The organism is Lysinibacillus cavernae, assembly GCF_009724685.1.
Taxonomy (GTDB): domain Bacteria; phylum Bacillota; class Bacilli; order Bacillales_A; family Planococcaceae; genus Lysinibacillus; species Lysinibacillus cavernae.
In genome coordinates this window covers 58,576-82,121 of record NZ_WMEF01000015.1, presented here as the reverse complement: position 1 = coordinate 82,121, position 23,546 = coordinate 58,576, and the positions used below count along the sequence as shown (strand labels likewise).

At 37.6% G+C, this 23,546-nt stretch carries 29 protein-coding genes, 1 pseudogene and 1 riboswitch; of the genes and pseudogenes, 10 read left to right on the top strand and 20 right to left on the bottom strand.

Going from position 1 to position 23,546, the window contains the following annotated elements; all coding sequences use genetic code 11:
- Positions 1 to 2: 2 nt before the first annotated feature.
- The 4 genes from GJU32_RS23700 to GJU32_RS20870 all read right to left on the bottom strand — a co-directional run bounded on the left by GJU32_RS23700 (position 3) and on the right by GJU32_RS20870 (position 1,538).
- The gene (locus GJU32_RS23700; protein WP_274381840.1) at positions 3 to 137 is read right to left on the bottom strand and encodes a hypothetical protein; all 135 of its coding nucleotides are present in this window, start codon (positions 135 to 137) and stop codon (positions 3 to 5) included.
- Positions 127 to 279: a hypothetical protein gene (locus tag GJU32_RS20880; protein ID WP_196426767.1), complete on the bottom strand. Its 153-nt coding sequence runs from the start codon at positions 277 to 279 to the stop codon at positions 127 to 129. Before GJU32_RS20880 ends, GJU32_RS23700 begins: the two co-directional genes overlap by 11 nt.
- Before the next feature lie 32 nt (positions 280 to 311).
- Complete coding sequence (locus tag GJU32_RS20875) at positions 312 to 485, bottom strand: hypothetical protein (RefSeq protein WP_196426766.1); 174 nt, start codon at positions 483 to 485, stop codon at positions 312 to 314.
- A gap of 111 nt (positions 486 to 596) precedes the next feature.
- Positions 597 to 1,538, bottom strand: a complete 942-nt coding sequence (locus GJU32_RS20870; protein WP_155593845.1) for a nuclease-related domain-containing protein — start codon at positions 1,536 to 1,538, stop codon at positions 597 to 599.
- Positions 1,539 to 1,927: 389 nt separating this feature from the next.
- Between GJU32_RS20870 and GJU32_RS20865 the strand changes: the two genes are divergently transcribed.
- Positions 1,928 to 2,977, top strand: a complete 1,050-nt coding sequence (locus GJU32_RS20865) for an NAD(P)/FAD-dependent oxidoreductase (protein ID WP_155593844.1) — start codon at positions 1,928 to 1,930, stop codon at positions 2,975 to 2,977.
- 51 nt (positions 2,978 to 3,028) lie between these two features.
- Here GJU32_RS20865 and GJU32_RS23455 read toward each other — a convergent pair whose 3' ends face one another.
- Positions 3,029 to 3,187, bottom strand: a complete 159-nt coding sequence (locus GJU32_RS23455) for a hypothetical protein (RefSeq protein ID WP_230875113.1) — start codon at positions 3,185 to 3,187, stop codon at positions 3,029 to 3,031.
- A 274-nt stretch (positions 3,188 to 3,461) separates the two neighbouring features.
- Between GJU32_RS23455 and GJU32_RS20855 the strand changes: the two genes are divergently transcribed.
- The 4 genes from GJU32_RS20855 to GJU32_RS20840 all read left to right on the top strand — a co-directional run bounded on the left by GJU32_RS20855 (position 3,462) and on the right by GJU32_RS20840 (position 7,180).
- Positions 3,462 to 4,169 (top strand): class I SAM-dependent methyltransferase, encoded by a 708-nt coding sequence (locus tag GJU32_RS20855; protein WP_196426765.1) that lies wholly within the window; start codon positions 3,462 to 3,464, stop codon positions 4,167 to 4,169.
- A 152-nt stretch (positions 4,170 to 4,321) separates the two neighbouring features.
- Positions 4,322 to 5,491 (top strand): DUF418 domain-containing protein, encoded by a 1,170-nt coding sequence (locus GJU32_RS20850; RefSeq protein WP_155593842.1) that lies wholly within the window; start codon positions 4,322 to 4,324, stop codon positions 5,489 to 5,491.
- Between the two features lie 421 nt (positions 5,492 to 5,912).
- Positions 5,913 to 6,578 (top strand): sensor histidine kinase, encoded by a 666-nt coding sequence (locus GJU32_RS23795; protein ID WP_420798395.1) that lies wholly within the window; start codon positions 5,913 to 5,915, stop codon positions 6,576 to 6,578.
- Positions 6,575 to 7,180: a response regulator transcription factor gene (locus tag GJU32_RS20840; protein WP_155593840.1), complete on the top strand. Its 606-nt coding sequence runs from the start codon at positions 6,575 to 6,577 to the stop codon at positions 7,178 to 7,180. The genes GJU32_RS23795 and GJU32_RS20840 overlap by 4 nt, the downstream gene beginning before the upstream one ends.
- A gap of 86 nt (positions 7,181 to 7,266) precedes the next feature.
- Here GJU32_RS20840 and GJU32_RS20835 read toward each other — a convergent pair whose 3' ends face one another.
- A complete protein-coding gene (locus tag GJU32_RS20835; protein WP_155593839.1) occupies positions 7,267 to 8,352 on the bottom strand; it encodes a hypothetical protein in 1,086 nt (361 codons plus the stop codon).
- A 288-nt stretch (positions 8,353 to 8,640) separates the two neighbouring features.
- On the opposite strand from GJU32_RS20835, the gene GJU32_RS20830 reads away from it, so the two are divergent.
- Positions 8,641 to 8,796 (top strand): hypothetical protein, encoded by a 156-nt coding sequence (locus GJU32_RS20830; RefSeq protein WP_196426770.1) that lies wholly within the window; start codon positions 8,641 to 8,643, stop codon positions 8,794 to 8,796.
- A gap of 171 nt (positions 8,797 to 8,967) precedes the next feature.
- On the opposite strand, the gene GJU32_RS20825 is transcribed toward GJU32_RS20830, so the two are convergent.
- The 7 genes and pseudogenes from GJU32_RS20825 to GJU32_RS23695 form a co-directional block, all read right to left on the bottom strand.
- Positions 8,968 to 9,678, bottom strand: a complete 711-nt coding sequence (locus GJU32_RS20825) for an ankyrin repeat domain-containing protein (protein WP_155593837.1) — start codon at positions 9,676 to 9,678, stop codon at positions 8,968 to 8,970.
- Positions 9,679 to 9,821: 143 nt separating this feature from the next.
- Positions 9,822 to 10,508, bottom strand: a complete 687-nt coding sequence (locus GJU32_RS20820) for a response regulator transcription factor (RefSeq protein WP_155593836.1) — start codon at positions 10,506 to 10,508, stop codon at positions 9,822 to 9,824.
- Positions 10,486 to 11,964, bottom strand: a complete 1,479-nt coding sequence (locus tag GJU32_RS20815) for a sensor histidine kinase (protein ID WP_155593835.1) — start codon at positions 11,962 to 11,964, stop codon at positions 10,486 to 10,488. Before GJU32_RS20815 ends, GJU32_RS20820 begins: the two co-directional genes overlap by 23 nt.
- 185 nt (positions 11,965 to 12,149) lie before the next feature.
- A complete protein-coding gene (locus tag GJU32_RS20810) occupies positions 12,150 to 13,511 on the bottom strand; it encodes a PepSY-associated TM helix domain-containing protein (RefSeq protein ID WP_155593834.1) in 1,362 nt (453 codons plus the stop codon).
- Positions 13,512 to 13,695: 184 nt separating this feature from the next.
- Positions 13,696 to 13,806: pseudogene (locus GJU32_RS20805) on the bottom strand (butanediol dehydrogenase); the annotation flags it as partial.
- Between the two features lie 97 nt (positions 13,807 to 13,903).
- On the bottom strand, positions 13,904 to 14,080 hold the full coding sequence (locus GJU32_RS23245; protein WP_196426764.1) for a hypothetical protein: 177 nt from the start codon (positions 14,078 to 14,080) through the stop codon (positions 13,904 to 13,906).
- Positions 14,081 to 14,144: 64 nt separating this feature from the next.
- The gene (locus GJU32_RS23695) at positions 14,145 to 14,267 is read right to left on the bottom strand and encodes a hypothetical protein (protein ID WP_274381839.1); all 123 of its coding nucleotides are present in this window, start codon (positions 14,265 to 14,267) and stop codon (positions 14,145 to 14,147) included.
- Between the two features lie 29 nt (positions 14,268 to 14,296).
- Positions 14,297 to 14,487, bottom strand: a riboswitch (cobalamin riboswitch).
- A 160-nt stretch (positions 14,488 to 14,647) separates the two neighbouring features.
- Between GJU32_RS23695 and GJU32_RS20800 the strand changes: the two genes are divergently transcribed.
- Positions 14,648 to 15,130 (top strand): hypothetical protein, encoded by a 483-nt coding sequence (locus tag GJU32_RS20800; protein ID WP_155593833.1) that lies wholly within the window; start codon positions 14,648 to 14,650, stop codon positions 15,128 to 15,130.
- Between the two features lie 35 nt (positions 15,131 to 15,165).
- Here the strand turns inward: GJU32_RS20800 and GJU32_RS20795 are convergent, their stop codons facing one another.
- Positions 15,166 to 15,603 carry a hypothetical protein gene (locus GJU32_RS20795; protein ID WP_155593832.1) on the bottom strand — a complete coding sequence of 146 codons (438 nt, stop codon included), beginning with the start codon at positions 15,601 to 15,603 and terminating at the stop codon, positions 15,166 to 15,168.
- Positions 15,604 to 15,790: 187 nt separating this feature from the next.
- Here GJU32_RS20795 and GJU32_RS20790 point away from each other — a divergent pair, with 187 nt between their 5' ends.
- Complete coding sequence (locus tag GJU32_RS20790) at positions 15,791 to 16,267, top strand: hypothetical protein (RefSeq protein WP_155593831.1); 477 nt, start codon at positions 15,791 to 15,793, stop codon at positions 16,265 to 16,267.
- Positions 16,268 to 16,306: 39 nt separating this feature from the next.
- Here the strand turns inward: GJU32_RS20790 and GJU32_RS20785 are convergent, their stop codons facing one another.
- The 4 genes from GJU32_RS20785 to GJU32_RS20770 form a co-directional block, all read right to left on the bottom strand.
- Positions 16,307 to 16,702 carry a hypothetical protein gene (locus tag GJU32_RS20785; protein WP_155593830.1) on the bottom strand — a complete coding sequence of 132 codons (396 nt, stop codon included), beginning with the start codon at positions 16,700 to 16,702 and terminating at the stop codon, positions 16,307 to 16,309.
- A 775-nt stretch (positions 16,703 to 17,477) separates the two neighbouring features.
- On the bottom strand, positions 17,478 to 17,735 hold the full coding sequence (locus GJU32_RS20780; RefSeq protein ID WP_196426763.1) for a hypothetical protein: 258 nt from the start codon (positions 17,733 to 17,735) through the stop codon (positions 17,478 to 17,480).
- Positions 17,736 to 18,005: 270 nt separating this feature from the next.
- Positions 18,006 to 18,185, bottom strand: a complete 180-nt coding sequence (locus GJU32_RS20775) for a hypothetical protein (protein ID WP_196426762.1) — start codon at positions 18,183 to 18,185, stop codon at positions 18,006 to 18,008.
- A gap of 24 nt (positions 18,186 to 18,209) precedes the next feature.
- The gene (locus GJU32_RS20770; RefSeq protein ID WP_196426761.1) at positions 18,210 to 18,455 is read right to left on the bottom strand and encodes a hypothetical protein; all 246 of its coding nucleotides are present in this window, start codon (positions 18,453 to 18,455) and stop codon (positions 18,210 to 18,212) included.
- A gap of 57 nt (positions 18,456 to 18,512) precedes the next feature.
- Between GJU32_RS20770 and GJU32_RS20765 the strand changes: the two genes are divergently transcribed.
- A complete protein-coding gene (locus GJU32_RS20765) occupies positions 18,513 to 18,878 on the top strand; it encodes a VOC family protein (RefSeq protein ID WP_155593852.1) in 366 nt (121 codons plus the stop codon).
- A gap of 243 nt (positions 18,879 to 19,121) precedes the next feature.
- Positions 19,122 to 20,474: a C40 family peptidase gene (locus GJU32_RS20760; protein WP_155593826.1), complete on the top strand. Its 1,353-nt coding sequence runs from the start codon at positions 19,122 to 19,124 to the stop codon at positions 20,472 to 20,474.
- 40 nt (positions 20,475 to 20,514) lie between these two features.
- On the opposite strand, the gene GJU32_RS20755 is transcribed toward GJU32_RS20760, so the two are convergent.
- Positions 20,515 to 21,903: a Mur ligase family protein gene (locus tag GJU32_RS20755; RefSeq protein ID WP_155593825.1), complete on the bottom strand. Its 1,389-nt coding sequence runs from the start codon at positions 21,901 to 21,903 to the stop codon at positions 20,515 to 20,517.
- A gap of 150 nt (positions 21,904 to 22,053) precedes the next feature.
- Complete coding sequence (locus GJU32_RS20750; protein ID WP_155593824.1) at positions 22,054 to 23,436, bottom strand: Mur ligase family protein; 1,383 nt, start codon at positions 23,434 to 23,436, stop codon at positions 22,054 to 22,056.
- Positions 23,437 to 23,546: the final 110 nt, after the last annotated feature.

Here is a 23,546-nt window from a genome sequence, read left to right as displayed (position 1 = left end):
TTCTATCCATCACCTTGTTGCGTACCCTCCACTTTCTTCTCTCTATCCATCACTTCGCGCGATCTATCCACCACTTTCTTCTCTCTATCCGTCACTTTACGCATTCTATCCACCGCTTTCTCTGTTCTATCCATCACCTTGTTGCGTAGCCTCCACTTTGCGCGGTCTATCCACCACTTTCTTCTCTCTATCCGCCACTTCGCGCGTTCTATCCACCACTTTCTTCTCTCTATCCGTCACTTTGCGCATTCTATCCACCGATTTTTCTACTCTATCCATCACCTTGTTGCGTACCCACCGCTTTCTCTGTTCTATCCATCACCTTGTTGCGTAGCCTCCACTTTCTCCTCTCTATCCATCACTTTGCGCGGTCTATCCACCACTTTCTTCTCTCTATCCGCCACTTCGCGCGTTCTATCCACCACTTTCTTCTCTCTATCCGTCACTTTGCGCATTCTATCCACCGATTTTTCTACTCTATCCATCACCTTGTTGCGTACCCTCCAATTTCTCCTCTCTATCCACCACTTTGCGCGGTCTATCCACCATCACTATGTAAGCTACAATTCAAACCTTTTGAATTGTAGCTAAATTCCCTAATCCATAATCCAATACTTCCTATGTCTTTTTTCACCTTCCACTTTCAATGGTAGTTGCTGCAACAACTTGTACGCTCGGTTTGGGGATTCAATGGCAAAGAATTCGCGGAAGCTTCGATTTGTTAGCTGTGGTCCAACTAGTATTCGGTAGTCCTCCAATGTTCGATTCAAAGCATTGTAATCTACCAATCCACAGCGTGGACAAGTCCATTTTTTATAGTGATACATTAAGGGTTGCCCATTTGCACAATGTGGACATACTACACCTTTCATCATTTCCTTGAGTGGCACCGTCACCTCTTTTTTTAATCTTGTGTGCATTGACAATAAACGTTTCGCAAATGGTAAGAGATTTTCCGTCTCTATGGGTTGATAAATCTCTGTCCATCTTTGAATAGAAGCACGCAACCCTGTCACATGAAATATAGGCTGTCCCTCAAATCCCTTCGTTAAAATTCCATTTCTCGTTGCCAGTACTACCGCATGCACAATTGGTAAATGAAAACGTTCACGTTGTAATACCCTTTTCATCCAGGCCACATGCCGCTCCAGTTGAAGAAATGGATCAGTCATGCCTTCGACCGTGCCATCCATGGTCGTGCGTGTCAACTGAGCGAATGAGGCATCGTATGAGAGAATCCCTGTTATATTTTTGATTTCTAGGATGAGTAAAAAGTGGGGACAAAGAAAGATGGTGTCCATTTGATGAGTGGAACCGAAGTCATTCATTGTTTGAAAATCATGAAGAAAATAATGTGGGGATGGTAAGTCTAGCTCTAGCCATTCTGCATTGACACGTTGCTCACCAGCTAGCCCTGCTTTGACACGCCTTAAACGGTCACAAACGTGCATGTATTCATTGTGCGTCGAAGGCAATCTTCGCAACATTGCCTCCAGTATTTTCTGCGAATCTAATAGTTGCCGCGCTAATAGAATCATCTGTTCACCTCCTGCCATGATTATATAAAAAAAGAACCTCAACAAATGAGGTTCTCAAAAACTTGAAATATAGATTTCTAAAAATAAATCTTTCCCTATTTTCATTAGAACAAAAGTCTTTTATTTCGTGCATCAACTAGTATTTGCTATCATTTTTCTACACATTCCTCCGCAATAAATACAAGAAGTACGGGGCTCCGTAAAAAGAATTAGTAACGTGGGCCAACGAGCTGTTTCGCCACATGTGGACCCTCACTTTCTTTTTACTTCTTTCCATGCTATTATATTCAAAGCTTATAATGATAATCATTATCACTAGAATTAGTCTAGTTATCTGATAAGATTTTGTCTTTTACTTTTTACTATTTATTAAGGATGTGGTAATAAAAATGCAACATGTATATGATGTGACAATTATTGGCGGAGGCCCTGCTGGGTTATATAGTGCCTTTTATAGTGGTTTACGTGGGTTAAAAACAAAATTAATAGAGAGTCAATCCCAACTTGGTGGAAAAGTATTACTTTATCCTGAAAAGCTAATTTGGGATATTGGGGGACATCCTCCCATTTTAGGTCAACAATTTGTCAAACAATTAATCGAGCAAGCAAAAACATTTGATCCTACAATTTTGACAGATACAAAAGTAGATTTAATTGAACGTCAGGACGACATTTTTATTATACATACGGCGACTGGTGACAAGCATTATACTAAAACGGTACTACTAGCTGTCGGTGGTGGTATCATTAATCCTCAAAAGCTAAAACTTGAAGGTGCTGAAAAATATGAAATGTCAAATTTACATTATACTGTTCAGTCTTATAAACGTTTTGTAGATAAAGACATTATGATTTCAGGTGGTGGCAATGCGGCCATTGATTGGGCTGTTGAACTGAGCCCTATAGCCAAAAGAGTCACAGTTGTTTATCGCAAAGAGAATTTATCAGCACATGAAGCTACGGTGCAGGAAGCACTTGATGCGGGCGTGCATATAGAATGCAATACAACGATTACAAAGCTTTCTGCCAATGCTGATAAAACCGCTATTCAATTAGTAACTTGTGAAAATACAAAAACCAAGCAAAGTTATACTCGTCAAATCGATGAGGTAATTGTCAGTCATGGCTATAACCGTGAGGCATCCCTGACATTTGATGAAGCGATTGCCATTCCTAAAAAGGATGATTATTATTTTGAAGGAAAAGCAACAGGTGAAACGACACAGCCCGGTATTTTTGCTGCTGGCGATATTTTATCGTTTGAAGGAAAAATCAATCTGCTTCTTGGGACATTCCAAGATGCAGCCAATGCAGTCAATTCAATTAAAACTTATTTAGAACCAACAGCCTATCGTCAAGGCATGGTCTCCTCTCATAATGAGCTATTTAAAGAGAAAAACCGTTCCATTATCGAAAAGCAACTTGTCCAAGTAAAGTAAACCCTAATATGAACCCTCTTAAGCTAGTTCGCTTAAGAGGGTTTCTATCTTTTATCTAAATAAACTTAGTAATGCTCCCATCTGCCTTAACATATTTACTCCATTAGTAATCGTCCCAGCATGCCCCATAATCGTATTTAAATGATCTGGTAAATTTCCTAATCTAGAACCTTGCATTTGCTGATTGGGAGAATAGTAAGGTTGCTGCACCATTCTACCTCGAAAAGGAGGGCCAAAATATTGTCTATTGCTCGGCGGATATGGACCCCTTCTAGAATTCGGCTGAAAATATGGCATTTATACACCCCCTATCTGAAAGCTTCTAAATAGTATATGTGCGAAATTTATTGGTGAATTAGACTTTTGAAGAAGTGGTTAAAAATAATATATTTTCATCCCCTCTCCAAAAATACGGAAATCTAGTGATTCAAGTTGTTTGACGGAACCATACTAGTTTTCTTGTCATACTATAAGAAAAAAGAAGGTGGTACTTATTCAAGGCTCTAATTATCTTGCTTTTTTAGCTAAATTTGGTGTTGGTGGCGCACATCCTGGGGGCATTAATCTATCAAAAGTTCTATTTAAAACAGAGAAAATCCAGCAAGCCTCACATATTCTAGATGTTGGGTGTGGTACAGGGCAAACGGCTGCTTATTTGGCTACATACTATCAAGCAAACGTTACTGGCTTAGATATTCAGCCCATCATGATTGAAAAAGCTCGGCAACGAATGGAAAAAGCACGTTTACCTGTCACCCTTCTACTAGGCTCTATTGAACAAACCTCGTTAACTAAAGAGTCCTTTGATTTCATTCTTACCGAATCGGTTCTTGCTTTTGTAGATCAACAACGTGCTTTGCAAGAGATTTATCGTTTATTGAAGAAAGGCGGTCGCTTCATCGCCATTGAATTTACCATTTCTACGTTGCTTCCCGCTCAACTAGCAGACGACATCCTACAATTTTACGGATTTGAGTCTCTCCTTATGAAAAAAGATTGGGTACGTTTATTGCAACAGGCTGGGTTTCATGATATTCGCATACAAAAAAACAAATCCATCTCATCCAAACCTGAATTCCATCTTTCCACAGCTATTGAATCTGAGTTATATGATGTAATGGATCAGCACATTGCCATGAACGAAAAATACGAAAAATTTTTAGACTATCGCATCTATACCTGCACAAAATAATCGTGCCAGCACCCATAGCGTTGCTGGTTTTTTGTGTTGTCCAACTTCTATATGACACCTGTCATAAACATTCTTTGACTGGTGTGAATTGGTTTTCTCCCTTAAATTTCTTATCCTTAATGTAAGAAAACAATGAAAGAGTGATGAAATAGATGCAAACGCAACAAAGATTCCCCTTTATCGATATGTTAAGAGGCTTTGCTGTCTTAGGAACACTTGGCACGAATATTTGGATTTTTGCTTATCTTGGAGATTTATCGATTATCACAACAAGTAACTATACTGGCTGGTGGTCTTTTAATGATTTTTTACGAATGGTCGTTTTATTTTTCGTCAATGGTAAGCTACTTGGACTGTTGACGATTATGTTTGGGGTAGGTTTGCAATTAAAATATCAGCAAGCATTACGAAGAGGAAATGCTTGGCCTGGCGTATATCTTTGGACACTCATTTTTTTAGGGTTGGAAGGGCTACTTCATTACACACTTGTCATGGAATATGATATTTTAATGAGCTATGCCGTAACAGCTGTCATCGTCGCCTTCTTAATTCGATTTGGCGACAAAGCCATGACATGGGCCTTCTATCTTTTTGGTAGCTTTCACGTTTTTCTGATTCTGCTTATTTTTATCAGTACCTTACAAGGCGCTAGCGTTTCCTTAAATGGTATGGAAACAGTTTCTGCATTGTATCAAAATGGTACATGGCTAGCACAAGTGCAGCATCGTCTGACAAACTTTTTATTTTATCGAACAGAAGCTATTTTTATTATCCCAATGAATGTCTTTTTATTTTTACTTGGTGTAAAGTTCATGCGCAACGATGTGTTTTCACAAACAGACAAAGGACGTCAAGCTCGACAAAAACTGTTTACAATCGGTGTGTACATTGGCATTCCCTTAAATCTTCTTATTTTTATACCTGGGGGTCTTTTTGATTTACCAGTTCGCTATTTATGTGCACCTATTCTATCAATTGGCTATATTGGAATTTTAGGTAAACTGGTAGAATATAAGAGGCTAGATTGGCTTTGGCAGCGTTTTGCCAATGTCGGCAAAATGTCTTTGAGCTGTTATGTTCTACAAAACGTGCTAGCATCTATCATTTTTTATGGTTGGGGACTTGGTTTAGGTGGGCAAGTAAATAGCGTAATCATCATTAGTATTTGGCTATCCCTGTCCTTACTACAACTTATCTTTGCCTCCATTTGGCTACAGCAATTCCGGTTTGGCCCAATGGAATGGATACGAAAACAAACCATTCAAGCAATGACACATCAAAAAGAAACAAAGGATGGTGTAAGGAATAAAAATTTATCCTAGAGAACAAGCAAAGCATTATTTAATTATCGATGTAATCTCACTAATTTTTCTCATAACGATGGTGCTAGAGTCCAACTCAGCCCTCCCCTTAGCTGTTAAAATAATGATTCTCGTTTTATACGTCATAGCATTCTATATCGCTTTATGGCATCAGGATTGGAAGCTACTTCTTGCATCACTAGTCGGCTTCCTTCTTATTACTATACTGGGTATTTTCGAGGAGCCGTTTATGCTTATTTTCGGCTTTACCTTTGCTGATTTACTTGGAAGAGCAAAAACTAAATGGCATATTGCTTGTGGGATGCTAGCCATTGCTGTCATGTTTTTGGCTGTCATGCAGATGGCAACAGGCTCTCTTTTGCAGAAAGAGTCTCAGGTGTTACTACCCATGATGATGATTCAATTAGTGTTTCCTGTCCTCATTTATTTTGTAGAAAAGTCCAAGAATCTGCAATCTGAATTAGCTGATGTCAATACCCAGCTTGTTCAGCAAGAGGAAAGACAGCGTATTGCAAGAGATCTCCATGACACGATTGGTCATACGTTGACGATGATTAAAGTCAAAACAGAATTGACTAGTAAACTTATTGACCGAGATCCTTCAAGCGTCAAACAAGAATTAAATGACATATTAGCCACAACACGTACAGCCCTAAAACAAGTACGTGAACTCGTATCTGACATGAATTTCGTGTCGTTACATACGGAGCTGTTACACTGTCAGCAGCTATTACACAGCGCGAATATCATTACATCCCTCAACAATCAATGCCCTAAAATCGTTCTTTCTAGTGTAGAGGAGACGATGCTTGCATTATGTGTAAGAGAAGCTACTACAAATATGCTCAAGCATAGTCAGGCAAAAAAATGCCAAATCACGATTCACTGTCAAAATGGGCAGTATACACTTGTCATCAAAGACGATGGGATTGGATTACAACAAAAGGGACTCGGCAATGGAATCACCTCGATGAAAGAAAGAATGCAAATCCTTCAAGGTCAGGCCATTATTGAAAGTAACGCGTCGACAGGTACTAGCGTTTCACTCATTATACCGATACAAGATGGAAAGGAGCTGCCAGCATGATACGCGTTTTACTAGCAGAGGACCAGCAAATGTTACGTGGTGCCTTAACATCGCTCTTATCATTCGAACAGGATATTGAAGTAATAGCCGAAGTTTCTGATGGCCAAAAAGCATGGGACTACATCCAACTGGAGCTACCAGATGTTTGCCTAGTGGATATTGAAATGCCCAATCTTTCAGGTTTAGAGCTTGCTGAAAAAATTAAACAGGCCAACTTGCCCTGCAAAGTAATGATTGTCACAACCTTTGCACGCCCTGGCTACTTACAAAAAGCAATGGATTGCGAGGTACACGGCTATCTATTGAAAGATGAACCAATTGATTATTTAATTGCTACGATTCGAAAAATCATGCAGGGTGAAAAGGTTGTCAGCAAGGATTTAGCCGCTACATTGTTTATGAAGGGGCAAAATCCATTAAACGAACGGGAAATTGCGGTACTAAAGCTTGTAAAAGAAGGTTTATCCACTAATGAAATTAGTAAACAATTATTTTTAACAAAGGGTACCATTCGCAATTATTTATCAACCTCTATTCAAAAACTACAAGTTGAATCTAGACAGCAAGCCGCTCAGGTGGCTAGTGAAAAAGGCTGGCTATAAACATAAAATCTCGCCACAGTCGTGACGAGATTTTTTAAGTTTCAGGTTTTAGGTTTCAAATGACAGATTCATTATTTTATTATAGATTATTTACCTTGTAGGACTACATTTGTCGCTGTAGCCCAATTGTTTAATGGGACAACTGTATAACTTACATTTGCTTTTAATGTGTCTCCCTTAGCCATATCAAAGATGCCTACAGGACCTTTACGTGATGAATAGCGGTACTGTGCTTGTAATGAGCTACCATCATTTCCGCGTAGCTCTACACTTCTTCCAGCTAGTAAATCGGATTGAGGATCCTTTGATAATTGTAGTGAAAATGATTGAGGATCAATTACTGTTGCAGATTGTAGTGTAAACGGTGCGATTTCTTTCGCTACAAAGCTCTTTACATCAATCTCAGCCCATTGTGAGTACACACGGTATGTGACACCTGGCTTTAACGTTTGACCAGCAGGCAATCTAAATTGAGAAGCTTGTCTGCCATCAGCCGCTTGTGTAAATGGTACATAATTAGCTACAAACTCTTCCCCTTCACTTGTTTTCACTGTCACATAGCGATCACGTAAAGAAGAAATAATATCGAAGCGTTTGCCATCAGTATCACGATTATGACGATCTAAGCTAAACGCTAAATCGCCACGCCCTGCACGATATGCTTCAATAATATTGGCATAGTCGACAACGCCATCTTCTTGGAATGCTTCCAGTGTAAATGTATCGTTTGTTACTTGCTCCACATTTCGTACAATTACTTTTTCATCTGTTCCTTCAAAAACTTTATTGCGCTGTTCTTTATAGCTCAATGTATAAATGAAATCATCTTCTTGGAATGTCGTCGGTACAATATATGTACTCTTTGAACCCGTCATTAAGCGAGGCACATTGACAATCTCTAAATCTCCATTAAAACTAAAATGTTTTTTAATTGCATCTAAATTGTTCAGATCTACATCAGTTGCTGCTAACGGCTGGTTAAATGTAATTTGTAGCGTCATTGTATTTAATGGTTTAATGTTCGTAATTTTCGCTATTTGCTCACTTTGGGCTACTGCTACAGTTTGATTACCTGCAGCTTCAGTGTTTAATGGCGCATTAAATGTTACAAACCCTGCTGATAAAACAGATAAAGCTAATGCTGCTGGGACAATACGTTTTCTTATTTTCATTTGATAAACTCTCCTTTATGGTGTAATTTGGTTTACAAAATTTATCATAAAGCCCATATCTAAACTGCCAATAAATAAATTATTAAAAAAAAATTAAAAAATAGGAAAATTAATTTAAGAACAAAAAAACTGTAGAGATTAGAGTACTCTACAGTCTTTTTTCTTTTACAATGAAATAAAGTAAAGCCGTTGATTTCCACTACGGGCGGACGCTTTCCGCGGGCGGGGTCGCCCTTCGTTCCAATCAACTTTTACATAAAGAACTCCCTATTAAGGTGTTTAACCATGATGACGAAGAATCAAATCAATGAACGTGAACAATTAGAAATGTTAACGATTGATCAATTGATACCTGAAGATTATTTAGTACGAAAACTAGAGTCCTTGCAGGCGATGCTTACTTTTGCTGCCATGAATTTAAAGAAACTGGCTATTTGGACGTAGCAGGCAGCTTTATAAAATTCTTTTGCTTAGAGAGTATGTTTAACGGGTAGAAAATCACCATTTTTAAACATATTCATAGAAGAAAAAAGACAAAAGGAATCGAGTGTGAACTTCTCGATTCCTTTTGTCGACAGTCTGAACTGTAGAGATTAGTACTCTACAGTGTAGTTTTTATATCGCTCCCGCTGCAATAAGTATTTGTTCTATCTCCTTAAATCCTCGTTGTTTCGCATGTTGCAACGGTGTCACATTATTATTATCTGGTATATTCACATCAGCACCATGTTCAATCAGCAACTGAATCGCTGTTTGCTGCGTTGGGTTGCCGTTATTTAAAACGATTGCCTCCATTAATGCTGTCCATCCCAAATGATTGACATGATCAACATCAATGTTTGTAGTAGTTAAAAGTTCCTCAATGACCTCAATGTGACCATGCTCAGATGCTGGAATTAATGCTGTTCCCCCATATCGATTCGGAATGGAAGGATCTGCACCAGCTTGAATCGTCAGCTTTAAAATAGCAAGAAGGCCCTCTGCTCCTGCATATAAAAAAGGCGTGTTTTGCATACTATCCTGAATGTTGACATCTGCACCTGCATCAATTAATAATTTTGCTGCCTTTGTATCATGATTATATGTAGCAATCATTAAAGCTGTTCGCTTATTTGAATCCTGGGCGTTAATATCCACTTTTTGATCAATGACTTTTTGAAGCGCGTTCATATCTCCTTTTTCTGCAGCTTTAAACAAGTCACTCGTTAAATCTGTTTTCACCGCTTCACTCTCCCCTTCATCAAGCTTTATTGCCTCTATATCATTTGAGGCACAACCTTGAAGCAAAAATGATAAAGCTATGACGACCGCCTGCATTCTCTTCATCTGTCATGCACCACCTTCACTGTTTTATCGTCTTACTTTCCTTAGTGTAAGTGCTAAAGCTAAATTATCCATTAACCATTTCTTAAAAAATGATAAAAATTTGTCAAAAAAAATACCTCGTCACGACGACGAGCTATTCTTTCTTATACATTTAAACGGTAGCCTGCACCCCATACCGTTTCCAAAAACTTTGGTTGTGCTGGATCACGTTCAATTTTTTCACGTAGCTTTCGTATGTGAACGGTCACAGTCGAGACATCTGCAGCTGATTCATAGCCCCAATTTCGCTCATATAACTGCTCTTTACTTAATACTTGATTCGGATGTTTGACAAAGAATACGAGTAAATCAAATTCTTTTGTCGTAAAGGCAATTTCATCACCATTCACGATGACCTTTCTAGCAGACGTATCAATAGTAATACCATGAATGGACAAAATACTATTTGTTTGTTGGTTTGTCGCTAGTCGCTCATATCTTGATAAATGTGCCTTGACCCTTGCAACAAGCTCACTTGGACTAAACGGCTTCGTTATGTAATCATCGGCCCCCAGTCCAAGACCACGTATTTTATCAATTTCCTCTTTTTTGGCTGACACAAATAATATTGGAATGTTGTTCACTGCACGAATCTGTTTACAAATTTCAAAGCCATTCATCCCCGGAAGCATAATATCCAAAATGATTAAATCATAATGTCCTTGAAGTGCCTGCTTCAGTCCATCATCTCCATGATGTTGTATATCTACTGTAAAACCATTAATCTCTAAATAATCTCGTTGGAGCTCTGCAATGCTTACTTCATCTTCAATTAGCAGTATTTTTTTCATGATTGCTCACCTTTTCCTCAGCCTTTTTCAATGAAATGAATATACTCGTCCCCTTTGTTAATTCACTCTTTACCCAAATATCGCCGCCCATCTCCAGGACAATTTGTTTTGCAATGGCCAATCCTAAGCCACTCCCACCTGTTTGCGAATTCCGAGAGGGCTCTGCACGGTAAAAACGATCAAAAATATGGGGTAATGCGGCCGGGTCAATACCCGTACCATTATCTGTTACTTGAATAATCGCATCATCTATTCGTTCATGTAGGGAAATGATAATTTGTTTATATGGTTTATCCATATACTTTTCACTATTGCTTAATAAATTCGACAGTACACGTCTTAATTTATCCCGGTCAGCCATAGCAAAAAGTGGTGAACCCGCTGATATATATTGTAAATGAATCTCTCTTGCAATAAAGTCAAAACTCGCATCCTCAACATAATCATGCATATATTGTTGGAGATTCACACGTTCCATATGGAATGGAATCTTCCTCAAGTCCAGTTTTGAAAATAAAAATAGTTCGTCAATTAATAAATCCATATCCTTCGCTTTCGTATAGATGGTTGTTAAATATTTATCCATTTTCTCTTCTGTATTGGCTACACCATCTTTAATACCCTCTACATAGCCGATAATCGAGGTCATCGGTGTTTTTAAATCATGTGAGATATTCGATAGTAGTTCTTTCCGATTTTCTTCATATTGAAGCTGTAGTTGAACGGACTCCTTTAGCTTCACTCTCATATCCTCAAACGATCGATTGAGCTGACCAATTTCATCATTTGTGCGGGACGTAATGTCAAAATTCAAGTCCCCTGATTTAATCCGTTCAGCCCCCTCCTTTAAAGCAGTAATAGGATTGATAATACTTCTTGATACCAAATAATTTAACAAGCCAATTATCATCATAAAGATTACAAATAAAATGCCTAATAGTATCGGTAAAAGCTCTCTTGTTATTTCAGCACGGGAACTAACTTCTCGTAATACAAAAATACTCCCCTCTGTTTTATCTGGAAAATAAAAATCGAACTTTACGTACGTATAAAATGCTTGATTAATCATGATTGTGTCACGCGAATTTATATTGGTCGCTTCAAAACCAGGTAAACTCTTGAGCAACAATTTTTCGTGCTCTTTCTGCGTTGAATAGACAATTTGGTGATCTTTTCGCACAAGGATTTCAATAGATGGTGCATTTATTTGTTGTAGCTGTTCGATATCTAAAAGTTGCTGCGGATTTTTTTTAGCCATTAATTTTAATTCTAGAAAAGCATTTTCTTCTACTGTCGTCAAAGGCTTTTGTACATAGGATTTTTTGTAAAAATGCTCTATCGCTTTGACATCACCTGTTATGGCAAAGGAAAAAAGAAAAACCGCTGCTAGTAATAGTGTAATGGCGATAATAATAACCCCAACATAAGATAGCAAAAATCTCGTTTTTATCGACACCTGCATTCCCCCAATAAGCTGAAACTAATAGCAATGTACCATACAAATCTTAAAAATTTATAAAATCATGCTGAAAAATCTATAAACAATTTAGTATAGTATTCCGCTCACGCAAACGAATTAAACAAAAACAAAAATACGGCACCATCCCACATTAGTTGAAGGATGTGCCGTATCGTTACACTTTATTTAGCTTCTTCTTGTCTTAGTTTCTTCTTTGTTTGCCAGCCTATTATGATTAATTCGACCAAGGCTACAAAGATCAATGATGCACCAAATAATGGCATTAGAACACCTAAAATAATAAGGAAAATGATGAAAGGCATTGAAATTTTATGCGAAATTTGTGGTGGTGCAGAAAGCTCCCCTTTTTTTCTACGTAAAATCCATGTGCGAATGCCCCACACAATCACAGCTAAAAAGGCAAGACATACAACAAGGTTTAGGAGCTTATTAGGCCAGCCGAACAAATGACCTTCATGTAAAGGAATTCCCCATGTAAAGAATTTCGCCAACATACCATAATCTTCGTAATTGACTTGATTGATGAACTTCCCACTATATTGATCGAAATACATTGTTGCTTCTGCTGAAGGATTCACATCCAGACCTGTTACACCTGAGTTACTAGATTTTGCGATGGTAAATACGCCTTCATCGTTCGATGGGAAAAGGATGGTATACGGCTTCGCTACATGCATAGCATCGATTTCTTTTTCTAGATTGGCGATTGTTATTTGTTGATCATTCGTATAACGGACTGCACCACCTCCATGATGCTGCGCATGTTCGCCTTCTGATGTTGGTGCCTCTAATTGACGAGTTGCCCATGGAATTTCGGAAACATCAGAGGTTGGTGGCTTTTGCTGTAATGCTGGGTAACCAAAAGTTGGATTTTCTGAAGCAATATTAACAAGAATCGAACCTTGAAAAGCAGACCATAAAAGCCCTGTAGCAATGAACATCACCATTGGAATCGTAATGATTGTCCCAACAAGCGCATGGTATCTCTTACTTTTTTGTCGTTTATTTTCCGATTTGCCCTTCTTTAAGAGATTGCCTTTAAATGTCATATAAAGCCCTGACAGTAATAAAAAGATGGTCCAGCATGCCGCTAGTTCTACTAAATAATTGACAAAGGTACCGCCAATAAATAATGAGCTATGCGTATTTCTCATAATATTAGAAAATGTGAAATTGGCATCCTGACTACCAACCATTTGATGGTTGTCATCTAAAAACACATACTTCTCTTCTTGTCCATTTGATAAAGTTAAACGCGTATTATAAGGCTCTTCCAGCATAATGACCTTCGTAGTAGAATAGCCTGCAAATGCCGCTTCAGCTTTTTCCACGGCTTCATCAATGGTTAAGACCTCTTCTCTATGGCTTTCCCCAAAGAAATAATCATCATATAATTGCTTTTCTACATCTGTGAAAAATAAATAGCCAATACCACTTAACGTAAGGGATAGCAGTAATGGCGTAATACAAAGTGCTGCGAAAAAATGCAGCCGCCAAAATCTCGTATAAAGTAAATTTTTCATATTTGATCTCCAATCTTTCTATTTATAGCAGATTAATTATATAAATAAAAAGTGAAATATGAATGAAGTACTAAAGGCAGTTTTATGACAAACTGATGTATTCCAATTGGTATTATGCCCAAAAAACATATATAGCCAAACCTTATTGACGCAAGGTTTGGCTACTATTATAAAAAAATTAGATTTACAGACTCATATTGACAAGAATTTTACATCGACTACGATCTTTTGTTAATGCCTCAAAGCCTTTTTCCACAATATCTTCTAAAGCAATTTGACTTGTGATGACTGCTTGTCCGTCAATCCCCGCCATTGGTTTTTTCACAAATAACCCCAACAGCATACGCCTATAAAAAATGGCTACTTCAAAAACGAAGTAGCCAAAACATATTTTATCCAATTAATTCTTTTATCACGTTAGCATATGCCGCTAAAATCGACTGCTCATGCGCAGCATCATGTCCAACATATTGTTCGACAAGCTCCTTTAATGGTTTTGCAGCATAAGGTTCTTGCATAATTTCAAATTTTAATAAGCTTTCATAATACTCAACAACTTGTGGATTCATGTGGACCACTCCTTTAATGATTTACATAAAAAAAAACATCTTTCCCTCATCAGAAAGATGTCTACTATGACAAATACACGACATAATACGCTGATTGCCAATTTGAAATGAGCTTTCTATTAAACATAGAAGCTACCTTTTTAGCAATCATCGTACTATGAGCATGCAGGAGAATATCTCTAGTCACACTCAACACCCCCTATCCGCGTAGGTTTTTGGCTGTACTAGATAAAGGCAGGTCTCCTGGCTCATGTTCATCACACCTTTCACCTTCCCATTACGACTCGTAACAGTGGCCTTCTGAAATGTGCTCCCATTTACAGTTGCGGGACAGCGTCGGAATTACACCGATCTTCCCTTTTAAACAAATCAAAAATCTGATTTGTACCTCTATCCTATTATTCCGTTTTTATTATTATACCATAAAGGTTTGGGTGCACAGACACTATCCTAATAAAATACTGTCATCCTTTGTAAACTATGAATTTACTAGTTTTTATTGGTATATGTAATGCTTTTATCGCTGTGTTACCGTGTGAAGAGATATAGAATTTAGGAGGAATACATATGAACCACAATAAAACCAGAATACTACTATTGATAAGTTTACTCTTTATCTTACTTTTATCTGCCTGTAGTAAAGATAATGATACAGGCTTTGATGATCAATTTATCGCTGATTTGAGTTACGCAGCTCTTTGTGGTGCAAACTATTTACGCACTTCAACTTCTTCAGCAACTATCCAAGCACAATTAGGTCACATTGGCGTTGGTAACATAGCTAAGGTTTTCGGCGTAAGCACCCTTTCGACTTTCGATAAGCGTCAAGCAGACGTGTATAGTGGTTCTACGTCTTTAATGCGAAATCCAGTTGCAGACAAAACACAGCTTGGATCTAAAGATCTTTCGGACATTGCTAATAGCGCTATTAATCGTGGTGCTGGTTTAGTAACAATCAGCATCGTTTACACAGAAGTTTATAATGCTAACTCTGGTTCGACGTATTTAACGTACCCTGCTGCTGCATCGGTTACTAAATATCACACATAATTAATAAAAACCTGCATTTAGCAGGTTTTTTTGTGTTATTGATTATCCTTTAGTGCTTCGAACAAGTTTTCACCGTTTACAATATCGTATGAAATGCTATGTTCACCTGTCATAAAGAAAATGTTCTTTTCTTTTTCGAATACATACATGGAATATTCTTTATCTGCTTTTATATCAACACGAGTTGCCTGTTCCCATGGATAGAAATTCTTCGATTCTTGTAATTTCAAATTGGCTAATGCGTGGATGATTCGCTTTTGTTGTACTTCATTTTCTACAGCGACGTTATTAATGTCCAAAGTTGTTATCTGAACATTGAAGTCAGGATTCTTTAAAATATCTGACACTGTATGAATTTTTTGAGCTTTAGCGATAGCAAGAGCCTCTTGCTTGTTATTTTCATATACATCCCATGCCATTAAACCAATTACGACAGCAAGAACACTAATCGTTATGAAGATACGTTTACGCATATGATCTCCTCACAGTTTCCTTTTTTAAAAATTATACCAAAATTTCCTATAAACCTGTTACACAAACCTAATTTTGATGAACTACTATATTAAAGAAAAATCACAAATAGGTTGTTGGTTGGCATACCTAATTCCCTTTATAGAGTGTTAGCTAACAAAAATACAAAAATACAAAGGAGTGCTTGATATGCCAACAGTAACAAAGGAATACATTGCAGTTAAGAAAATTAAAGGAGACCGTGATATCCTTCCTATTCGACTTGCTCAGATTGCAGCAATTGATTATCTAGAAGGTAAAACCAATGCAGACCAATTCAAATCAGCTATTTCGAACATTACAGCGCTTGCTGGTATCGCTTATTCAATCTTCGGTAAAACGAACGCGGTAGGTGTTGCATTAGGCGTTATTAGTTTCCTTGCCGCAACTCCATCCCAAACACATCGCAATGGTATGCTTCAAGGTCTTAAAGCAGGTAATAATGCGAGACAACATTTTGAAGCTGACTTAGTTGCTAAAAAACAATATACTGCAACATTTGATGTAGAGCTAGCCTATTTTGAAGCGCATGATTGGGCTACTCAAAATCAACTTATGAAAGTTGTAACCGGAGTAGGGAAAATCCACGCCTTTTACGACGAAAAGGGTAATCGAATCCCTGTATAAAACAAATGAGGTAGTCGATTCAGTTCGACTATCTCATTATTATTTTAAATAACCTTGAACAAATAAAAATAAATCAGAATCATCTTCAAGAATGTATTGTTTCATATTCTTCTGATACTGGTTAATTCCAATGATATTTTTTCCATAGTCTAACATTATCGAAAAAGATTCTTCTTGATTCGCTGAACCAAATATAATAACAGCGTCCTCATTAAAAGCTGGTCTATTAGGGATTAATTTCTTTTTCATAGAGAGGTTATCTAATATCGAGACAAGCTGCTCTATTTCCTCTGGTTTAATATAATGCGACTGCTCTCTAGTATCTGAAATCAAAACAGTTCCGATATTCGCAATATCTAATTCAGATACAGCATCATTAAAAGAAGTTAGCCGTTCACGATAAAACAACATTATTAACAGAATCACAACTAGCATTATTAACGAAATCCATATTATTCTTTGTTTTCGAATAGCGATCGCCTCCCTAGTTTCTATAAAACAAACAGACCAATGTGAGCTAATTATACAATTATATGATAAATTTTTGGTAAAGTAGATTTAATTTTCCATTTCTAGCAGCAGAAAATATACATAATTTTATGCATGTTGCCATTGTTGCTCCTGTTAAAAAACACTGTCAAATCAACCATGTATAAAATCCTGCATAGACAATACCAGATGCCCAACATAAAAAGGCAGTAACGACAAGGGTTTGCCCTTTGTTGTTACTGCCTTTTTCTAATGTTATGTAAAGTTAAAATGTATGAACATGAATAAAACTTTTTAAAAGACTATATTAAAGTAGAATGGACATATAAAACCAAAGAAAAAAATAATATTACGAGCTTGAATCACAAACATATTCATTAGTAAACGCTAGCGAAGAGATCACAAAAGCTCTTGCTCAACAGCAAGTATTCTATGAAGATGCAATAAAATACTCAGATAATAAAATCGATTTCAAACCTAAAACAAGCTCTCCAGAAGAAAAAGAAGTCTATAACGCGATAAACGATTTCAAAACAAAAAAAAGCTATCATTATACTCCAACTACTAAGTTAGTCGATGCAACAAATCAAGTTGATAGACAAAATGCTAAAAAAGAGTATGAGCATTCTTTACGTGAACTAGATAAATCATGGGATACTATTAAATCTCTTTCAGAAAAATATGATTTGAATCTGTTTGGAGATGAAGAATAAGCGGATACTCAGGTGTTCGCTTTGGTGGTTCTATCCTTCACTTTGGAGGTTCTATCCACCACTTTTGGGAGGCTATCCTTCTCTTTAGAGATTCTATCCACCACTTTCGGGAGGCTATCCTTCACTTTAGAGATTCTATCCATCACTTTGGAGATTCTATCCACCACTTTCGAGAGGCTATCCTTCTCTTTAGAGATTCTATCCACCATTTGAAGTCTATCCTTCTCTTTAGGGGTTCTATCCACCACTTTAGAGATTCTATCCATCACTTTTGGGAAGCTATCCTCTACTTAGGAAGTTCTATCCACCACTTTGAAGATTCTATCCACCATTTGAAGTCTATCCTTCTCTTTAGGGGTTCTATCCACCACTTTAGAGATTCTATCCATCACTTTTGGGAAGCTATCCTCTACTTAGGAAGTTCTATCCACCACTTTGAAGATTCTATCCACCATTTGAAGTCTATCCTTCTCTTTAGGGGTTCTATCCACCACTTTAGAGATTCTATCCATCACTTTTGGGAAGCTATCCTCTACTTAGGAAGTTCTATCCACCACTTTGAAGATTCTATCCACCATTTGAAGGCTATCCTTCACTTTAGAGATTCTATCCAACACTTTCGGGAGGCTATCCTTCACTTTAGAGATTCTATCCACCATTTGAAGTCTATCCTTCTCTTTAGGGGTTCTATCCACCACTTTAGAGATTCTATCCATCACTTTTGGGGAGCTATCCTCTACTTAGGAAGTTCTATCCTTCTCTTTGGAGATTCTATCCACCACTTTGAAGGTTCTATCCACCATTTGAAGGCTACCCTTCTCTTTAGAGATTCTATCCATCACTTTCGGGAGGCTATCCTTCACTTTCGAGATTCTATCCACCACTTTCGAGAGGCTATCCTTCTCTTTGAATATTCTATCCACCATTTGAAGGCTATCCTTCACTTTAGAGGTTCTATCCATCACTTTCGCATTACTATCCTCCACTATTTCAAATATTTAGAAATTACACTATAATTAAGAAATAAAGGAGGCTGAAAAATGATGGTTATCGGTTTGCATCATGTACAAATTACGATTCCTAAGGGGTCAGAGGATCGAGGAAAAGAATTTTATTGTCATGTCTTAGGTCTTCGGGAAATGGAGAAACCGGATTCTCTCAAAGGACGTGGCGGATTTTGGTTACAGCTTGGTCACCAAGAGGTACATGTAGGGACAGAGGATGGCTTTGATCGATTGACAACAAAGGCACATATTGCGTATCAAGTAGAAGACATTGATTTCTGGAAGAAGAGATTAGCAGAATACCAGATAGACATAGTAGATTCGGTACCAATCCCTCATTATGAGCGTTTTGAATTTCGAGATCCATTTGGCAATCGCGTAGAAATGATTCAGGAAATAGTCTAAACTGCCTTTAATTAGGGCAGTTTTTTTAATGGAAATGTTCCATATTACATTCTACTGAAACATTTGTAATAAAACTGTAAATTCCCTTGATAAAGCCTTTTATAGCAAGTGCTGAAGGCCTCTGCCTTGTTGCTTTGGCAACATTTACCTCATAGAAGCCCTATATTTTCATGCTACGATTATTTCCATGGCAAAGCTATACAGGAGAAATCCTACTAAATGCTTCAGGAGGTTATTTACAACATGAATAAACGATTTTTATCTACAACACTAGCACTAACAATTGGATTTAGTTCATTTGGAATGGTACAAACAGCGATTCAGCCTATACAAGTAGAGGCTGCTACCACAAATGCACAAAACAACGCACAGGCTGTTGCTGCTAAAGCAGACCAATTAATTAAGACAGGAAAGAGCTTAATGGGCCAAGCAACATACAGCAATACTGTATACAAGCCTACATATCCATATAAGTTTTCTTGTGCTTCATTTTTAATGTATATCTTCGAGAAAAATGGTGTAGACCTTGGTACGTATAATGAGAATTATATGATTCAGCAAGGGACATATGTAGCGAGAAACCAATTACAAAAAGGTGATTTAGTATTCTTTAAAAGTAAAAAAACAGGAACTGATCCCGATCATGTCGGTATGTATATCGGGGACAATAAAATCATCCACATGGCTGATTCCAAACAAAATATTGTCATCTCTGATTTAAATAGTAAACCGTATTATACAGAAAGTTATGTATCTGCACGTAGAGTATTACCTACCCTACTCTCAGCTAATCCTGCTACAAAAGGTGATAAAATTGTTGAGAATGCACTGGCTTATAAAAACAAAGTAACGATTGGCAGTTCAACAAACGAGTCGAGTCTACGTTTTACAGCACCAGCATTTGTCGATTTCATCTATCGTAAAAGTGGCGTTACACTCGGTTCAACTACTTTAAGCAATTTAATGAACCAAGGATCAACAGTGGCACGTGCTAATTTGAAAAAGGGTGATTTAGTATTCTTTAATAGTGTGAAAGGCTCTAAAACTCCTTCTATGGTAGGTATTTATGCCGGTGATCACCGTATCATCATCCCTAATTCAGAAGGTGTTATGACAAGAGTATTATTTGTTGACTATTATACTGAACATTATATTACAGCGAAGCGTGTTTTCTCTACGAATTCTACTCCCAGTGTAAGTGCACCTTCAGCTAGTACGTCAGCCGATAAAATTATTGCAACAGCTACCAGCTTAACAAGCAAAGCAAAATTCGGTTATACGTATAATGAGAGTGCACTGACTTTTACAAGTGCGGGTTTTACTTACTATGTCTTTAAAAAGCATGGTATTGATTTAAAAGATAAAATGGCAAGTAAGCAGGCTTTAGTTGGTACACGCATTCAAAAATCACAGTTACAAAAAGGGGATCTTTTATTCTTCTCTACGAATAATGGAGGACAAGAAATCACACAAACTGGGATCTATTTAGGGAATAATCAATATATTAGTATGACTTCTAATAATATTGTTAAACAAAACATCACTTCAAGTTTTGCACAAAAGAACTTTGTAACAGCTCGTCGTGTTTTAAAATAATAATTGTTGGGTGTCTCAATGACTTTGAGACACCCTTTTTCTATGATAAGTTTTTAAGAGTATTCGCAAATTCAATCATGGATCTACTCGACATTGGTCCTTTTATTAAGACAATCGTATTCGCATCAAGCATTGGTTTCAATAATTCTAAAACGCCTTCTACCTCTTTAAACGTATGAACCTCTGCGCTGGTTCCATCTTGTTGAGCTTGATCGGCAATATTCTCTGCCCTTTTGCCGATGGTAATTAATGTATTAATCTCTCTTTCTGCTACCATGGAGCCGATTTCACGATGATATTTTTCTTCAAAATTACCTAATCGCTTAATATCCCCTAAAACGAGTATGACTTTTTTGTCTTTTCCTACCGTATCTAACACTTTTAAGGCTGCTTCTACAGATGTCGGGTTATTTGTCCACGTATCATCAATAATCGTACTGTTACCTAGCCCTGTCGTAAATTCTAAGTGTCTTGCCATCTGTTTAAAAGTTCGTAATCCCGAAATGGCCTGACGAATCGTAAGTCCCATCTCATGACAAGCTGCAATCGCGGCTAAAGCGTTATAAACTTGGTGCTCACCATAGCCTGGGACAAACACATTGTACTTTGTCTCGGATACTTCTAGCACAAACTTCATGCCCGTATTGGCAAATTCCACTTTCGATGCTTTATAATCTGCCGTATCTTGTAAGCCAAACTTGATAATCTTCCCTTTAAACTTTTTCAAAGAGATTTTTTTGATGTTGTCATCATCTGCATTAATGATTAAAGTGCCATCTTCTTTAATGCCCTCAACAATCTCTGCTTTGGCCTTTATATAGCCTTCCAGGTTGAGACAACCATCTAAATGATGCACACCAATATTCGTAATAATGCCAATTGTAGGCTGATAAATCATACACTGATGTTTTATATTGCCTGTGTTGCCTAAGCCTAATTCAAATATAGCTGTCTGTGTCTTATCATCAATGCCCGTCAAATAGGGTAATGATTGTCTTGGCTCATTTTTACTGCTAACGGATGCTTGCACTTGCCAATGCTTACTAGCGATATGTTTCAGCATTTCTTTTGTCGTTGTTTTACCACAAGTTCCTGTCAGTGCCACAACGGGTATCTGGAAAAGACCTCGGTAATAGTTAATAAATGCCCAGTAGGCCTGCGCAACGCTTTTTACGTGTAAAACGGTTGTATTGTCTAATGCATTTTTTAATTCTGAGGTCGGTTTATCGGATATGACGAGAGATGGACCTTTCCGATCAATCTCTTGCCAATTGATTTTATCACTGCGACTTACAAACATGAGCGAATGCGTTTGTGTTAAATCGTGCCGATTATAGTAGATAGCATGCTTAACAGACCATTGTTCTGATCCGTGAATGAGTTTTCCCTGTAGTACGTTCCTAAGTTTTTGCACACTAATCGGTTGCAAGTGTACTACGCCTCCTCTCTTTATCAATCTTGTACATGAGCTATTCATTCTCTTGATCAAGCGTGCTGCTTTTTGATCAATTACTATACATTATTAGGACGTCTTTCTATGTGGCACAGTCAATATCCTATATTTCAAGAAGCGAGCTATTCAGTCGGGTTTAAGCTTAAGTTCTGTTGCTAAATTAGAAATTTCTTTACTATACATATCTCCTTTTATGAGAACAATCGAATTTTCATCTAGTATCCTCTGCAATAACGGATAGACTAGCGTGCTATTTTTAAATGTATATACAGGCGCACTAAACCCTAGCCTCAGCGCATGATCAGCCATAATCTTTGCATGCTCTCCGATAGTAATTAGCACATCCACGCCAATACGATGAATTAATTCACCCGCTTGTTCGTGGATAATGTAACCCCATGAACCTAAGTCGGTAATTGTACCGATTACAGCGATTTTCTTCTTGCCATCCCCTAGCTCATTCAACACTTTTAAGCCTGCCTCTAAGGAAGTAGTTGTAATACTCCAAGTATCATCCAATAACATAGAATGATTGATGCCCTCAAAGAGCTGCAGTTGCTTATTTATTTGACGGAATGATTGGAGATGTTTTGCCGCAACAAGAATAGGCACGCCCATATCATAGACAGCTGCGATGGCAGCAAGAGCATTATAAACCTGATGCTCTCCAAAACCAGGTACAAGAATGTCATAGCTTTCTCTATTATGCTGCAGTACAAATTTCATTCCCTTTTGATAGTACTGGATATGACTAGCTCTAAAATCACAAGATTCATGCTTTCCCACCCTAATCAAGCGCCCACGAAATCTAGAGATATCTAGTCGTTGTGTATTCCTATCTTCAGCATTTATGATTAGTGTGCCTTTGGGATGAATGATGTCTAGCATTTCTCCCTTTGCCTGAATATATCCTTCCAGTGTTTTACAATAATTTAAATGATGAGCGCCAATATTGGTAATAATCCCAATGGTCGGCTTAAAATATTTCCCAGCATTCGTGACGTCCCCTGGTGAGCCAACAGCCGTTTCAAATACAGCTGCCTCTGTATCGTCCTCAATACCAAGTAAATATTGCAATGATGCGGTTCTAGAATTACTGCTTAGTGTGGTGGCAGCCACTTTTCGATCAGCTGAAAGAATATGTTTAATCATCTCTTTCGTCGTTGTTTTGCCTGAAGTACCTGTAATTGCTACTATCGGAATATGAAACTGATTTCGATAAAAATGTACAAACCTCCAATAGGCCTCATCTGCATTCGCTACCTGAATCATAATGACTTGGTTAGGAATTTCATTTGGCCGATAAGCTCTATCGGTCACTAGCACTAGAGGAGAAAGTGGCTCAAGACTTTTCCAATTAACAATACGTTTACTTGTAAAAAGGGCCGTATTGGTCTTTTTCACTTGTTTTAATCGATAAGCACCATGCTGTATCAGCATATCCTCTGACCCTTTCACTAGATAGCCTGCCGTAATCATTGCTAAATTCTTCACCGAAAGAGGCTTCATTTTTTCTCCCTCCTTTCTTTTCTAGTATATGTAACCTCTTGAAAGTTGCTTGGATGTAGACAAGATACATAACTAGAAGAAATCTATTTCATTGCATATATATAAAGGTG